Genomic DNA, 14,644 nt, shown 5'->3' on the forward strand with positions numbered 1-14,644 from the left:
CGGTGACGTGACCGACGCCGCCCTCACACCCGAAGATCGAGCCCACCAGCACCGGGGGGCCCGTCATCGTCTCAACAAGCTTCGGCCGGGGCCGGCAGCCTGGGAAGTGACCAAGCGCGCCGCGCTCGGCGTCTTTAACGACGGTTTCATCCACGCCGGCAACCTTGCCTATCTGGCGTTGATGACGGTGTTTCCCTTCTTCATCACCGCCGCCGCCGTGCTGTCGCTGCTCGGTCAAAGTACCGAGACGCAGCGGGCCGTCGCCTCGTTCCTCCACGTCCTGCCGCCCGACGTCGCCGACATCCTGAGGAAGCCGATCGCGGACGTGCTGCAGGCGCGTACCGGATCGCTGCTGTGGCTGGGCGGGCTGGTCGGCCTTTGGACGGTCGGCGGCTTCATCGAGACGATCCGCGACATGTTCCACCGCGCCTATGGCATCAAGGCGACCGCGCCCTTTTGGAAGTCGCGGCTATCGTCGTCAGGCGTCATCATCCTGTCGGTGGTCATCGCGCTGCTGAGCTTTCTGGTACAGGGTATCCTGACCGCGGCCGAACAGTTCATCTACCGCCTGTTGCCCTTTGCCGAGGATGCGGCTTCCTGGGTCGGCTTGTCGCGTGTCATTCCGGGCGTGGTGATGTTCGGCGCGCTCTACCTGCTCTTCTACTCGGTGACGCCGGGCAAATATCGTCACACCAATTGCCCCAAATGGCCCGGTGCCTTGTTCACCACCGCCTGGTGGGTGACGATGACGGCCATGCTGCCGGTCGTGCTCAGTCACCTCGGTGGCTATGATCTGACCTATGGCAGCCTGGCCGGCGTGGTCGTCATGCTGTTGTTCTTCTACCTGATCGGTCTTGGCCTCGTGTTCGGTGCGCATCTCAATGCGGCACTGGCGGAACCCCCTGAACCGGGGCTACAGGAGGCGCCGACGCAAAAGGTGGAGGCACAGGCGGCGTGACGACAGGGTTGATGGCGGGCAAGCGCGGGCTGATCATGGGGCTGGCCAACGACAAGTCGTTGGCCTGGGGCATCGCCAAGCAATTGTCGGAGGCGGGCGCGGAACTCGCCTTCTCCTATCAGGGCGCGGCGATGGAAAAGCGTGTGCGTCCGCTCGCCGAGCAATTGGGCGTGGCGCGGTTGTTTGATTGCGACGTCGCCGACATGGCCGCGCTCGACGCGACGTTCGAGGCACTGAAGGCGCAGTGGCCGACGATCGACTTCGTCGTGCATGCGATCGGCTTTTCCGACAAGTCGCAGCTGCGGGGCCGCTATTACGACACCACGCTCGACAACTTCCTGATGACAATGAACATCTCCGCCTATTCGCTGGTCGCCGTCGCGCAGCGCGCACGGGCGATGATGCCGGAGGGCGGCGCCATCCTGACGCTGACCTATTATGGCGCGGAAAAGGTCATCCCGCATTATAACGTCATGGGCGTGGCTAAGGCGGCGCTGGAAACCAGCGTCAAATATCTCGCCGTCGACCTGGGGCCGGAGAATATCCGCGTCAACGCCATCTCCGCCGGGCCGATCCAGACGCTCGCGGCCCGCGGCATCGGCGACTTCAACTACATCCTCAAATGGAACGAGCTCAACGCACCGCTGCGCCGTACGGTGACGATCGAGGATGTCGGCGGTGCCGGCCTGTACATGCTGTCCGATCTGTCCGCCGGCGTCACCGGCGAGATCCACCATGTCGACGCGGGCTATAACGTCATCGGCATGAAGGCCGAGGACGCGCCGGACATCGCGCTCGCCTGACACCGCGATGACGACGTCCGCCGCCCTTGCCCTGCTCGCCATGCTTGCCGGCTATTATGGCTGGCAGCGCGGCCGCTACGAACGGACGGCGGCGACACGTGAGGCGCATGCCCGCGCACTTGCCGATACGCTGGCGTTCGCCTTGATTATCGCGGGCATATGGTTGGGCGGCTGGATCGCCCCGCAATGGGGCTGGGTCGCGAGCGCTGGTAGCGCCGGTGCCAGCATCGGCGCGCTAATCGCGGTGCTGCTCGCCGGCCCGAGCCGCCGCGCCACGCTCCGCGCCTTTCGCATCGATCCCGGCGCGCAGCGCTGAGCCTCAGCGTGGCTTCTTCTCCCCGTAATAGAGTGGCCCCAGTGCGTCGATCACCGCCGTCGCATCGCGCGCCCGCGCAGGGTCTGCGCTGGCGTCGAGCGGGCGGATCGTCAATTCGGTCTTGTAGCCGGTTGGCGTGCGACTGATCTCACGGCCAAGTCGCGTCTGCACCAGTTGGCGCGCATAATCGGCACGCGCGACGATCGCGAAAGCGGTTTTGCCGCTAGTGCGCGCCACCTCTGCGGCGCGGAGAATCGTCATTTCCTGGATCACCGCCGGCGACGTCGATCTGCCGACGAATTCGACCTTGATCGTGCCGTCGGGATTGTTGGTCGAACGGAAGCCGTCGGTCCGACTGATGCCGCCCAGCGGGCTGGTGCCCATCGACAAGGCGCCGCCGACCAGCGCGGCCAGGATGTCCGGCCGCGCACGACTATAGTCGATCAGCGCACGTGGCGTTTCGGGCACGATCATCGCGGCGGGCACCGCAGCGACAAGCTCTTGCTCCCGTGCTTTAGCAAGCGCCTCGCCGATCACCGCCGTATCAATCGGCGTCTGCGTCTGTTCCGGCTGCAGCATCGGCTGCAGCCTGGCAGTGAGATCGAGCAACGCGCCGTCATAAGGTGATACGACTCCGGTCTTGGTCGATACCGTTTTCAGGGCGGCCAGCGCATCTCCCGGTCGCTTTTCGGTCACGGCGATCCGCGCCTAGACCAGCTTGCCGTAATCGGTGGCGATGCGGCGGACTCGGTCGTTTAGAACGCGAAGATATGCCGATCCGTCGGCGGTTCCCGTCGCTGTCTTGCTGTCGGCTGGCGGTTCTGGGAGTAAGGTGTCGAGCTCCTCGCCGGCCTTGGCCAAATCGCTGCGAGCACCGGCGGCATCGCCGGTTGCAGCGCGGGCATAGGCCGTCTGCGAAGTCAGGGCGAGCGCACGCAGCAGCGCCATGGCATCCGGTGCCTGCACCGCCAGTGCCATGGTCGCGAGGCGGCTGGTGGGCCAGGACGCTTGAGCCTGGGGAGCCAGGGCCAGCACTTTCTGGAAATGACCGGCGTTCAGTTCCAGCGTGACGAGTCTGGTGGACAGATCGGGTTGAAGGCGGATCAGCCCGTCCATCGCCGCTGCTCCCTCGTCCGGCAGTTGCGCCAACACGGTTGCCCCGACCATCTGGACCTGCAGGGCATAGGGCCGCGCCGCCATCGCCGCGCGGGCTAAGGGCGCAGCGCCAGTGGCATCGCCCCGCCGCGCGAGCGCGAGGGCACGGAGAAGCGTCAGCGACACGCCCATGCTGCGCTTGTAGAACAGATCGCTGGCGAGCGGCGCGCCTGCACCCTCTGCAGCGTCGTGATCGACCAGTGCGGCGGGCAGCTCGCCCACGCGGATGTTCGCCGCCGCGCGGGCGCGTAACAGATGGACGCGACGCAGGGTCTGAGTCGGCAGCAGGCGGGAGCTCGCCAGCGCTCGCGTGCAGGCGGCGATCGCCGCGCCGTCATGATCCTCCGCCACCCGCCACAGCGACGTCGCTGACGGTGCACGCATGCCGTCGGCCTGCTTGCCCGGAGCCGCCAGCCCGTCGCACATTTCGAAATCAACCTTGTCGCTGTCCGCCAGCGCCGGCCCCGCGTACAGCAGCCCTGCCGCGAGGATTGTCATAGCCCCCGACCGCATCATGCCCCCATGATCACCGACCCCGCTCCGCCTGTGCCTGGTGAATATGACGGTGCTATGATAACCGCCCACGATCTGTCATGGCGCCGGCATGCTCGCATTCGTCGCCCCCACCCCTGCCGGCACCGCTTTCGCACGGGAGCGGCTGGCATGAGCATCAACAGTTTCGGCCATCTCTTCCGCTTCACCACCTGGGGCGAGAGCCACGGACCTGCGATCGGCGCGGTGGTCGACGGCTGCCCGCCGGGGATCGCCCTGACCGAGGCCGATATCCAGCCCTGGCTCGACCGCCGTCGACCGGGCACCTCGCGCTTCACGACGCAGCGACGCGAGCCCGATCAGGTCCGCATCCTGTCCGGCGTGTTCGAGGGGCGGACGACCGGCACGCCGATCAGCCTGATGATCGACAATGTCGACCAGCGTTCGAAGGATTACTCGGACGTCGCCAAGGCGTATCGCCCCGGCCATGCCGATTATGCCTATGACGCCAAATACGGCCTGCGCGATTATCGTGGTGGCGGTCGCTCCTCGGCCCGCGAAACCGCGAGCCGGGTGGCCGCCGGTGCCGTGGCACGGTTGGTGGTGCCGCAGGTCCGCATTCGGGCGTGGGTCGAGGCGATCGGGGGCAACGCGATCGACTACGCCGCCTTCGACGATGAGGCGATCGATACCAATCCTTTCTTCTGCCCCGATCCGGCCGCTGCAGCACGATGGGAAGCTCTGGTGGACGCCGCGCGCAAAGCCGGTTCCTCGCTCGGCGCGGTGGTGGCTTGCGAGGCGACAGGCGTGCCGGCCGGCTGGGGGGCGCCGCTCTATGCCAAGCTCGATGCGGAGCTGGCGCATGCCTGTATGGGGATCAATGCGGTCAAGGGCGTCGAGATCGGCGACGGCTTCGCCGCCGCGGCGCTGCGCGGCGAGGACAATGCCGATCCGATGCGACCCAGTGCCGACGGTCCGGAATTCCTCGCGAACCATGCTGGCGGCATCGCCGGCGGGATCGCCACCGGCCAGCCGATCCGGCTGCGCGTTGCCTTCAAGCCGACCAGTTCGATCCTGATCCCCGTGCCGACCGTCGATCGCAGCGGCGCTGCCGCCGATATTGCCACCAAGGGGCGCCACGACCCCTGCGTCGGCATAAGGGGCGTGCCCGTCGTCGAGGCGATGGTGGCCCTGGTATTGGCCGACCAAGCGTTGCTTCATCGGGGTCAATGCGGTTAACCATGGGAACGCTCTGCCTGCCAACCCGTTGAGGACGGACAGATTTTGCAGGAGAGAACAATGCGTAAGGTCCTTCCGATCATGGCTGCGGCCATGTTGATCCCGGCTGCCGCTTATGCGCAGCAGACGTCCGGCGGCACGTCGACGACAACCGGTACCGCCAGCGGCGCAGGCTCGATGGGCACGAGCGGCTCGACCGACACGATGGGCACCAGCGGCCAGACGATGGGCCAGGGCTCGATGTCGGGCAGCTCGTCGATGAAGAGCAAGTCGGCCAAGCGCGGTCGCAGTGCGCGCGCCGGCACCAATGGCAGCGCAACCGGCGTTTATAATTCGACCGGCACGACTGACAGCACCAGCGGCACGATGAGCGGCTCGACCGGTACGTCAGGCACCAGCGCGACGGGCTCCATGGGCACCAGCGGTTCGATGGGCTCGACGACGCCGATGGGCGGCACCACCGGCACCGGCACGACCGGGACGATGGGTGGCACCGGCGGCACCAGCACGCCGCAATAAGCGCGTCCCTACGGATGGATAAGGGGTCGGTCGGCATGTTGCCGGCCGGCCCCTTTCTTTGCGCGTCAGTCGGCGAAGGGATCGCGGACGAGGATCGTGTCCTCGCGTTCCGGGCTGGTCGACACCAGCGCCACCGGACAGCGGATCAATTCCTCGACCCGGCGGATGTACTTGATCGCCTGCGCCGGCAGGTCGGCCCAGCTGCGCGCGCCGGCGGTCGACTGTTGCCAGCCTTCCATCGTTTCATACACCGGCTCGACCGCAGCCTGATCGGCGGCATGGGCGGGGAAATAGTCGAGCGTTTCGCCGCGCAGGCGATAGCCGGTGCAGATCTTCACCTCGTCGAACCCGTCGAGCACGTCGATCTTGGTCAGCGCGATGCCGGTGATGCCGCCGACCGCCGCCGACTGGCGCAGCAGCACCGTGTCGATCCAGCCGCAGCGCCGTTTGCGGCCCGTCACCGTGCCAAATTCATGGCCGCGCTGACCCAGCCGTTCCCCGGTGGCGTCGTCGAGCTCCGTCGGGAAGGGTCCGGATCCGACCCGGGTCGTATAGGCTTTGGCGATGCCGAGCACGAAGCCGACCGCCGCCGGTCCCAAACCCGAACCGCCCGCCGCGGTGCCGGCGATGGTGTTGGACGAGGTGACGAACGGATAGGTGCCGTGGTCGACGTCGAGCAGCACACCCTGCGCGCCCTCGAACAGGATCCGCTTGCCGCGTCCCTTCGCCTCGTTGAGGTCGCGCCACACCGGCTTGGCGAAGGGCAGGACGAAGCCGGCGATGTCGCGCAATTCGGCGATCAGGCCGTCACGATCGATCGGCGCCGCGTTGAACCCGGCGCGCAGCGCATCGTGATGGGCGAGCAGCCGGTCGAGCTGCGGCCCGAGATCGTCGAGATGCGCAAGATCGCAGACGCGGATCGCACGTCGGCCGACCTTGTCCTCATAGGCAGGGCCGATGCCGCGACGGGTGGTGCCGATCTTGCCGGCGCCACTGGCATCCTCGCGCAGGCCGTCGAGATCGCGGTGCAGCGGTAGGATCAGCGCGCAAGTGTCGGCGATGCGCAGCGTATCCGGCGTCGCGGTGACGCCCTGCGCCGCCAGCCGCTCGATCTCCGCCTTCAGCGCCCAAGGATCGAGCACGACGCCGTTGCCGATCACGCTGGGCGTGCCGCGCACGATCCCCGAGGGCAGCAGCGACAGCTTGTAGACGTTCTCGCCGACGACGAGCGTGTGGCCGGCATTGTGGCCGCCCTGGAAGCGCACGACCATGTCGGCGCGCTCCGCCAGCCAGTCGACGATCTTGCCCTTGCCCTCATCGCCCCATTGGGCGCCGATCACCGCGACGTTCGCCATGTACAGGTCTCCACCTGCCGGCAGGCCCTTCGCGCCCTTCGACAGGACTCGGCGCGACGGGTTTTCCAGTGGATGCGGCCGGGCGGTTAGCCGGCTGCGGAAGCCCGGTCAACCTCCCGGCGCCGGACCTCGTGCGTCTCCCGGGCGACTACAGCGGCCGCGGCTCGCCGTTCGCCCAGAGGTGGGTGCAGAGCTGGGCCTCCGGCGTGTCGCCGGCCTCGAGCGCGGCGACGGTGACCCAGCCGGCGGCGCGCATCGCCGCGCCCTCGGCCGGCGGCGTACCCAGCGGCAGGAACAGCCGGCGGCGCTGTGCCGGCGTCGCATTGGCGGCGATCGCATCGGCGGAAAGCGAGAAGCCGGTCGCCGCTTCCTCCGCGCCGTCGGCATGGACGATCAGATAGGTGCCGCCGCGCCCGACCTCGCGCACCGCCCCGGCGACGAACAGCGAGAAGCCGAGCCAGGACTGATATTCGAACCCGTGCCGCTCGGTCGGGTCGAGCGTCATCGCGACGCGGTCGCCGAGGCCGGATGCGATCGCCGTCAGCGCATCGAGGCGGCTGACCAACGCCCCCTGGCCGTCGAACGCACGCAGTCGTTCGATCGCGGTGGCGAACGGCCCCGCCGCCTCGATGAGCGGCAGATAGGCCGGCGCCAGCTGCATCACCGCGCCGGCATCCTTGGCGTCCAGAGCGGCGCGTAGCGACTCGATCCGTTCCGGCGCGACCGGTAGCGGCCCGGCGGCCAAGGTCGCGACCAGATCGGGCAGGGTGAAGTCGATCGACAGGCCCGCCGCACCGGCGGCATCGAGCGCCTCGACCGCGACCGCGACGACCTCCTGCGCGGCGGCGACCGAGTCGAGGCCGATCAGCTCGCAGCCGAGCTGGCGCCATTCCCGCGACGGCGACAATTGCTCGGCGCGCAGCCGCAGCACCGGGCCGGCGTAGGACAGGCGCACCGGCCGCGGGTGATGGCCCATGCGCGTCGCCGCGATTCGCGCGACCTGGGCGGTGATGTCGGGCCGGATCGCCAGCGTGTGCTGCGACACGGGATCGACGAAGCGCACCGCATCGATCAGCGCCCCGTCCTTCAGCCGCGACGACAGGCCGTCGGCATATTCGGCGAGCGGCGGATCGGCGCGCTCATAGCCGTGGCGCCGCGCCGCCTCCAGCACGCGAGCTTCCACCGCGGCGGCGGCATCCGCATGGGGCGGCAGGCGGTCGTGGAATCCTTCGGGAAGCAAGCCGGTCGTCATCATGGCTGGCGCGATAGCCGGGTTGCGGCCGGGGCGCCACTGGCGCGGAAAGTCTCAAAGGTCGCACCCGGAAGGGGTGCACGGGACGTTCGGAAGGCGCAGCCTCCGCGCTGTCGCCGGTGACGGACGGAAAGTCTCAAACGTCGCACCAACCAAGGGTGGTTCGGAGCTGAGAAAGAGCCGTGGGTGTTCCTACCCGCCCTCACCCTATCGGCGGCAGTGCCGCCTCTTCCCTCTCCCGGTGGGAGAGGGACATGGGAGGGTGAGTCGGAGCACCCGGCGGTCAGGCTAGCCTTGGTCGCCGTTGTAGGACAGCGTCAGAACGACAGGCCCATGGCGGTCTTGACGCCCGGCAGCGCCTGGACCGTGGCGAGCAAGTCGCCGTCGACCGGCTCGTCAACCGAGAGCAGCAGCACCGCCTCGCCGCCCGCCTGACGCCGGCCGAGGTGGAAAGTGCCGATATTGACCCCGGCTTCGCCCAGCGTCGTGCCAAGCCGGCCGATGAAGCCCGGCGCATCCTCGTTGACGACATAGAGCATCGGGCCGGCGAGATCGGCCTCGACCTTGATGCCGAACAATTCGACGAGGCGCGGCGCCTGGTCACCGAACAAAGTGCCTGCGACCGAGCGCTCGCCGTCCGCCGTCTTGACCGACACGCGCAGCAAGGTGTGGTAATCGCCCTCGCGCTCGGTGCGGACCTCGCGCACCTCGACGCCACGATCCTTGGCGAGGAAGGGCGCGTTGACCATGTTCACCGTGTCGGTCTGGTTGCGCAGGAAGCCGGCAAGCACCGCGCTGACGATCGGCTTGGCGTTGAGCTCCGCCGCCGCACCCTCGGTATGGATCGAGATGCGGGTGATCGCGCCGGTGGTCAGCTGGCCGACGAGGCTGCCGAGCTTTTCGGCAAGCGCCATGTACGGCTTGAGCTTGGGCGCTTCCTCGGCGGACAGGCTGGGCACGTTGAGCGCGTTGGTGACGCCGCCGGAGACGAGATAGTCCGCCATCTGCTCGGCGACCTGGATGGCGACATTGACCTGCGCCTCGGTCGTCGACGCACCGAGGTGCGGGGTCGAGACGAAATTGGGCGTGCCGAACAGCGGCGAGGCCTTGGCAGGCTCCTCGACGAAGACGTCGAGCGCGGCACCGGCGATATGGCCGCTGTCGAGCCCGTCCTTCAGCGCCGCCTCATCGATCAGGCCGCCGCGCGCGCAGTTGATGATGCGCACGCCCTGCTTGGTCTTGGCGAGATTCTCGGCCGACAGGATGTTGCGGGTCTGGTCGGTCAGCGGCGTGTGCAGCGTGATGAAGTCGGCGCGGGCGAGCAGTTCGTCCAGCGTCACCTTCTCGACGCCCATCTCGACGGCGCGCTCTGGGGTGAGGAACGGATCGAAGGCGACGACCTTCATCTTGAGGCCGCGGGCGCGGTCGGCGACGATCGAGCCGATGTTGCCCGCGCCGATCAGGCCGAGCGTCTTGGCGGTCAGCTCGACGCCCATGAAGCGGTTCTTCTCCCACTTGCCCGCCTGGGTCGAGGCGTCGGCCTCGGGCAGCTGGCGGGCGAGCGCGAACATCAGCGCGATGGCATGTTCGGCGGTGGTGATCGAATTGCCGAACGGCGTGTTCATCACGACGACGCCCTTGGCCGAGGCGGCGGGGATGTCGACATTGTCGACGCCGATGCCGGCGCGGCCGACCACCTTCAGATTGGTGGCATGCTCGAGAATGTCCTTGGTGACCTTGGTCGAGCTGCGAATGGCGAGGCCGTCATACTGGCCGATGATCGCCTTCAGCTCATCGGGGGTCTTGCCGGTGATCTCGTCGACCTCGACGCCGCGCTCGCGGAAGATCTGCGCGGCCTTGGGGTCCATTTTGTCGCTGATGAGGACTTTGGGCATGGGATGATTCCTTTGGATGACCAGCCGTCATCCCCGCGGAGGCGGGGATCCAGAGCCGCTGACGGTGCGGCTCTTGCGACGACCTGCGTGTCTGGATCCCCGCCTGCGCGGGGATGACGAATTAGGAGGGTTAAGCCGCCGCCTTGGCGGTGGCGTAGGCCCAGTCGAGCCACGGCCCGAGCGCCTCGATATCGGCGGTGTCGACGGTGGCGCCGCACCAGATGCGCAGGCCCGGCGGCGCGTCGCGATAGCCGCCGATGTCATAGGCGGCGTCTTCCGCCTCGAGCAGCGAGACCATCTTCTTGATCACCGCCTCGTCGGCGTCGACGGTCAGGCAGACGCTGGTCTTCGACCGCGACGCTTCGTCGGTCGCGAGGTGTCCAAGCCAGTCACGCTCTTCGACGATCCGGTCGAGCGCGGCGGCATTGGCGTCGGAACGGGCGATGAGGCCGCCCTTGCCCATGCCCTTGGCCCATTCGAGGCTGAAGATCGCGTCCTCCACCGCCAGCATCGACGGCGTGTTGATCGTCTCGCCCTTGAAGATGCCCTCGGTCAGCTTGCCCTTCGACACCAGGCGGAACACCTTGGGCAGCGGCCAGGCGGGGGTATAGCTTTCCAGCCGTTCGACGGCGCGCGGGCCGAGGATCAGCACGCCATGCGCGCCCTCGCCACCCAGCACCTTCTGCCAGCTGAAGGTCGCGACGTCGATCTTGTCCCATGGCAGGTCGTAGGCGAAGACGCCGCTGGTCGCGTCGGCGAAGGAGAGCCCCTCGCGGGTCTCGGCGATCCAGTCGCCGTTGGGCACGCGCACGCCGCTGGTCGTGCCGTTCCAGGTGAACAGCACGTCGTTCGACCAGTCGACCTCGGTAAGGTCGGGCAGTTGGCCGTAATCGGCGCGGATCACGGTGGGGTCGATCTTGAGCTGCTTGACCGCATCGGTCACCCAGCCTTCGCCGAAGCTTTCCCACGCCAGCGTGGTGACGGGGCGGGCGCCGAGCATCGTCCACATCGCCATCTCGAACGCGCCGGTGTCGCTGCCTGGCACGATGCCGATGCGATGCGTGTCGGGCAGGCCGAGCAGCTCGCGCATCAGGTCGATGCAATATTGCAGGCGCTGCTTGCCGAGCTTCGAACGGTGCGAGCGGCCGAGCACGGCGGTGGCGAGTTTGGCGGGATCGTAACCGGGCGGCTTGGCGCAGGGGCCCGACGAGAATTGCGGGCGTGCCGGCTTGGCGGCGGGTTTCGCAGGCGCGCGTGTGGCGTCGGCGAACGTCGTGTCAGTCATGTCAACTCTCCTCACAGAGAGCACGCGCGGCGTTGGGACCGCGTGGCCCGTCGACGGCCCTATCGGAGCGTCCCAAGGCTGGCAAGCCGTTCCAGCCTCTAAAATGCATCCGGGACTCCCGGTGGGGAGCAGGGAGGCGACGACGTGACGGACGGAAGAACCAAGGATCCGCGACCGATCGGCCGGGTGGCGATCGCGCTGATCTGGGTGGCGTTGCTGGGCAGGATCGGCCTGGCGGCCGGCGCGCTGGCGACGATCGCGGCGCAGGATGCGCTGGCGCGGGGCGATGCCGCCACCGACGCGCTCGCCACCGCCTCGTCGATCACCGACGCCGCGGCGCTCGTCTACCTCGCGACGCTGGTGCTGGCCGCCGGCGCGGTGTTGCGCTGGATCTATATCGTCAACCGCAACGCGCATGCGCTCAGCACCGCGCTGCGCATCACGCCGCTGTGGAGCGTGCTGTGGTTCTTCGTGCCGGTCGCCGGCCTGATCCGGCCGTTCGCCGCGCTGAGCCAATGCTGGCGCGCGACGATCGCGCCTGCCGCGCCGGAGGACGTCCGCGTGCCGCCGATCCTGCGCTGGTGGTGGGCGTTCTGGCTGTTGTCGTTGGCGCTCGACAATATCACGCTGCGGCTGGCCGATGGTCGTGACGGCGCATCGGCGGTGACCGGCGCCTGGGTGACGATCGCCGGTGCGGTGATTGCGGTGCCGCTGACCGCGACGCTGACGGCGGTGATCCTGCAGCTGTCGCGCCGCCAGAACGCCGTACTGGCGCGCCGCACGATCAGCCGCTTCCACATGTTCGGCTGGCAACACCGCGCCCGCTGAGCGGCCTCTGCGGCGAGGCGCGGCAAAAGCGGCATGGTCCGAGCGGCGACGGGTGCTGACAAAGCGCGCCGGCTGCGGGACAAGGGCCGCCATGTACCGCGTTCTCCCCATCGCCGCGGCGGTGGCACTGGCCGGCTGCGGATCGCGCGAGCAGGCGCCGGTCGCCCAGCCCGCCGCCGCCTCGATCAGCCGGCCGTCGGCGCGCGACACTGCGCAATGCCTGGCCGACCTGCGCGCCGACAACGTCGCCTATCGCCTGCTGCCCGACCGCGACTTCGGCAACGGCTGCGGCCTTGCGGGGGCGGTGCAACTGGTCGAGATCGGCGTGCCCGTCACCGGCGTCACCGCGATGCGCTGCGGCGAGGCGCGCGCCTTTTCCGCCTGGGTGCGCAACGCGGTCGCACCCGCCGCCTATCAGATGCTGGGCAGCGAACTGGCGAGCGTGCAGGGCATGGGCAGCTACGTCTGCCGCAACGTCGTCGGCACCGCCGGCTATGGCGACCGGCGATCGGGCCACGCCATCGCCAATGCGGTCGACTTCGGCGGCGTGACGCTGAAGGACGGGCGACGGATCACCATCCTCCAGGACTGGACCTCGCCGGACCCGCAGGTGCAGGGCTTCCTGACGACCATCCACCGTTCCGCCTGCCGGCGCTTCGGCACGGTGCTGTCGCCGGCCTATAATGCCGCGCATCGCAACCACTTGCACCTGGAGAACGACGGCGCGCATTTCTGCCGTTGAGCGCCTCCCGGCTTTGCTCTAACCCGGCGTAAATGACCGATACACGAGTACCCGCCCGCGTCTTTCCGCAGGCCAAGCAGGACGCCGAGAGCGCCAAGGCCGCGATCTCCACCCCGCAGACCGAGCACCCCGCCTACAAGCTCGCCTTCCAGGACATGGACTTCCTGTTGCGCGACGATCTGCGGCCGGTGCGTTTCCAGCTCGAGCTGCTCAAGCCCGAATTGCTGCTGGAGGAGGCGAAGATCGCCTCGACCTTCGTGATGTACGGCTCGGCGCGCATTCCCGAACCGGCCAAGGCCGAGGCGATGCTGGCGATGGCGAGCGACGACACCGCCAAGGCGATCGCCGAAAAGCTGGTCGCCAAGAGCCGCTATTACGAGGTCGCGCGCGAGCTGGCGCAGATCGCCAGCCGCGTGCCGCGCGACCAGAACGGCATGCGCCAGTTCGTCGTCTGCTCCGGCGGCGGACCGTCGATCATGGAGGCGGCGAACCGCGGCGCGGCGGATGTCGGCGCCGAATCGATCGGCCTCAACATCGTGCTGCCGCACGAACAGGCGCCCAATCCCTATGTGACGCCGTCGTTGAGCTTCCAGTTCCACTATTTCGCGCTGCGCAAGATGCACTTCCTGCTGCGCGCGCGGGCGCTGGCGGCCTTCCCCGGCGGCTTCGGCACGTTCGACGAACTGTTCGAATTGCTGACGCTGATCCAGACCGGCAAGATCAAGCCGATCCCAGTGCTGCTGTTCGGCCGCGAATTCTGGGACAAGGTGGTGAATTTCCAGGCGCTGGTCGACGAGGGCGTGGTCAGCCAGCGCGACCTCGGCATCTTCACCTATGTCGAAACCGCCGAAGAGGCGTGGGACGTGGTGCGGGAATTCTACGAGGAACAGGCGCGCAAGGAGGGGTGATCGCTGCCCCCCTCTCCCAACGGGATAGGAAGGAAGGCGCGGTAGCGCCGGCAGGGTGAGGGCGGACGCAGCGCCCATCGATGCAAAACGGGGCGTTACGCCCCATCCTCACCTGTCGCCGCCTGCGGCGGCTCTTCCTCTCCCGGAGGGAGACAAAGATTTACTTCGGCGCCTTGGCGCCCTGCTTCTCGGCATTCGGATCGACCGAGGGCGCGCCGGAGGCCGGGGTGCCGGTGTTGCCGAGGTTGTTGGCCGCGTCGGTGTTGGTGATCGAATCCTTCGCCGCATTGGTCGCAGGCTTGGCCGCGCCATCCTTGCCGGCCGGGGCGGCACCGGCGGCCGGCGCGGCGGGGAGCGGCAGGTTCGAACCCTGGCTGTTCAGATAGACCAGCACGTTGGCGCGATCCTGCGGATTGCCGAGGCCGGCGAAGGTCATCTTGGTGCCAGGCGCGAACTTGCGCGGGCTGGTCAGCCACGCGTTCATCTTGTCGAAGTCCCAATTGCCGCCGACGCCCTTCAGCGCGTCGGAGAAGGCGAAGCCGCCCTTGCCCTGGCCGATCGGCTCGCCCAGCGTCGCGTAGAGATTGGGGCCGATGCCGTTCGCGCCGCCCTGGTTGACGGTGTGGCAGGCGGCGCACTTCTTGAACACTTCGGCGCCCTTGGCCGGATCGGCGGTGGGCAGCAGCGTGGCGATCGGCACTTCGGCGGCGGCGCCGCCGCCACCGGCCTCCTCGACGCCCTCGATCGCATAGCCCATCTTTGCGGGCCGGCCGTCGTGGAACACCATGCCGCCGACGATGGACAGGCCGAGCGCGATGCCGCAGGCCGCCAGCGTCCAGCCGGCAATCGTGTTGGTGCGGTTATCCATCTGCCGGCCTTGCCCCTGTTATCCTCGCC

The 14,644-nt window shown here is 68.3% G+C and carries 15 protein-coding genes; 8 read left to right on the forward strand and 7 right to left on the reverse strand.

The features are described from left to right. Nucleotides 1–7: 7 nt before the first annotated feature. Genes ACU5AX_RS07980 through ACU5AX_RS07990 form a run of 3 tightly spaced genes read left to right on the forward strand, consistent with a single transcriptional unit; the run spans nucleotide 8 to nucleotide 2,077 of the window. Nucleotides 8–958: a YihY/virulence factor BrkB family protein gene (locus tag ACU5AX_RS07980; protein WP_443024744.1), complete on the forward strand. Its 951-nt coding sequence runs from the start codon at nucleotides 8–10 to the stop codon at nucleotides 956–958. Between the two features lie 11 nt (nucleotides 959–969). Then, on the forward strand, nucleotides 970–1,761 hold the full coding sequence (gene fabI / locus ACU5AX_RS07985) for an enoyl-ACP reductase FabI (RefSeq protein WP_446690491.1): 792 nt from the start codon (nucleotides 970–972) through the stop codon (nucleotides 1,759–1,761). A 7-nt stretch (nucleotides 1,762–1,768) separates the two neighbouring features. Continuing rightward, the gene (locus ACU5AX_RS07990) at nucleotides 1,769–2,077 is read left to right on the forward strand and encodes a hypothetical protein (RefSeq protein WP_446690353.1); all 309 of its coding nucleotides are present in this window, start codon (nucleotides 1,769–1,771) and stop codon (nucleotides 2,075–2,077) included. A gap of 3 nt (nucleotides 2,078–2,080) precedes the next feature. Here ACU5AX_RS07990 and ACU5AX_RS07995 read toward each other — a convergent pair whose 3' ends face one another. Continuing rightward, entirely contained in the window at nucleotides 2,081–2,773 is a 693-nt protein-coding gene (locus ACU5AX_RS07995) for a hypothetical protein (protein ID WP_446690354.1), read from the reverse strand. A gap of 12 nt (nucleotides 2,774–2,785) precedes the next feature. After that, nucleotides 2,786–3,730: a hypothetical protein gene (locus ACU5AX_RS08000; RefSeq protein WP_446690355.1), complete on the reverse strand. Its 945-nt coding sequence runs from the start codon at nucleotides 3,728–3,730 to the stop codon at nucleotides 2,786–2,788. 165 nt (nucleotides 3,731–3,895) lie between these two features. Here ACU5AX_RS08000 and aroC point away from each other — a divergent pair, with 165 nt between their 5' ends. Beyond that, nucleotides 3,896–4,963: a chorismate synthase gene (gene aroC, locus ACU5AX_RS08005; RefSeq protein WP_446690356.1), complete on the forward strand. Its 1,068-nt coding sequence runs from the start codon at nucleotides 3,896–3,898 to the stop codon at nucleotides 4,961–4,963. Between the two features lie 60 nt (nucleotides 4,964–5,023). Continuing rightward, on the forward strand, nucleotides 5,024–5,482 hold the full coding sequence (locus ACU5AX_RS08010) for a hypothetical protein (RefSeq protein ID WP_446690357.1): 459 nt from the start codon (nucleotides 5,024–5,026) through the stop codon (nucleotides 5,480–5,482). Between the two features lie 65 nt (nucleotides 5,483–5,547). Here the strand turns inward: ACU5AX_RS08010 and ACU5AX_RS08015 are convergent, their stop codons facing one another. From ACU5AX_RS08015 to ACU5AX_RS08030, 4 genes are all read right to left on the reverse strand, one after another. Continuing rightward, on the reverse strand, nucleotides 5,548–6,837 hold the full coding sequence (locus tag ACU5AX_RS08015; RefSeq protein ID WP_198354369.1) for an adenylosuccinate synthase: 1,290 nt from the start codon (nucleotides 6,835–6,837) through the stop codon (nucleotides 5,548–5,550). A gap of 148 nt (nucleotides 6,838–6,985) precedes the next feature. Beyond that, a complete protein-coding gene (locus ACU5AX_RS08020; protein ID WP_446690358.1) occupies nucleotides 6,986–8,092 on the reverse strand; it encodes an ATP phosphoribosyltransferase regulatory subunit in 1,107 nt (368 codons plus the stop codon). 314 nt (nucleotides 8,093–8,406) lie between these two features. Continuing rightward, complete coding sequence (serA, locus tag ACU5AX_RS08025) at nucleotides 8,407–9,984, reverse strand: phosphoglycerate dehydrogenase (protein ID WP_446690359.1); 1,578 nt, start codon at nucleotides 9,982–9,984, stop codon at nucleotides 8,407–8,409. A gap of 130 nt (nucleotides 9,985–10,114) precedes the next feature. Beyond that, the gene (locus ACU5AX_RS08030) at nucleotides 10,115–11,269 is read right to left on the reverse strand and encodes a phosphoserine transaminase (RefSeq protein ID WP_446690360.1); all 1,155 of its coding nucleotides are present in this window, start codon (nucleotides 11,267–11,269) and stop codon (nucleotides 10,115–10,117) included. Between the two features lie 144 nt (nucleotides 11,270–11,413). Between ACU5AX_RS08030 and ACU5AX_RS08035 the strand changes: the two genes are divergently transcribed. From ACU5AX_RS08035 to ACU5AX_RS08045, 3 genes are all read left to right on the forward strand, one after another. Next, a complete protein-coding gene (locus ACU5AX_RS08035) occupies nucleotides 11,414–12,097 on the forward strand; it encodes a DUF4328 domain-containing protein (protein WP_446690361.1) in 684 nt (227 codons plus the stop codon). Nucleotides 12,098–12,188: 91 nt separating this feature from the next. Further along, entirely contained in the window at nucleotides 12,189–12,839 is a 651-nt protein-coding gene (locus ACU5AX_RS08040) for an extensin family protein (protein ID WP_446690362.1), read from the forward strand. A 32-nt stretch (nucleotides 12,840–12,871) separates the two neighbouring features. Further along, nucleotides 12,872–13,747, forward strand: a complete 876-nt coding sequence (locus ACU5AX_RS08045) for an LOG family protein (protein ID WP_198354363.1) — start codon at nucleotides 12,872–12,874, stop codon at nucleotides 13,745–13,747. Between the two features lie 160 nt (nucleotides 13,748–13,907). On the opposite strand, the gene ACU5AX_RS08050 is transcribed toward ACU5AX_RS08045, so the two are convergent. Next, nucleotides 13,908–14,615, reverse strand: a complete 708-nt coding sequence (locus ACU5AX_RS08050; protein ID WP_446690363.1) for a c-type cytochrome — start codon at nucleotides 14,613–14,615, stop codon at nucleotides 13,908–13,910. Nucleotides 14,616–14,644 lie beyond the last annotated feature (29 nt).

It is taken from the genome of Sphingomonas benefaciens (genome assembly GCF_052907485.1).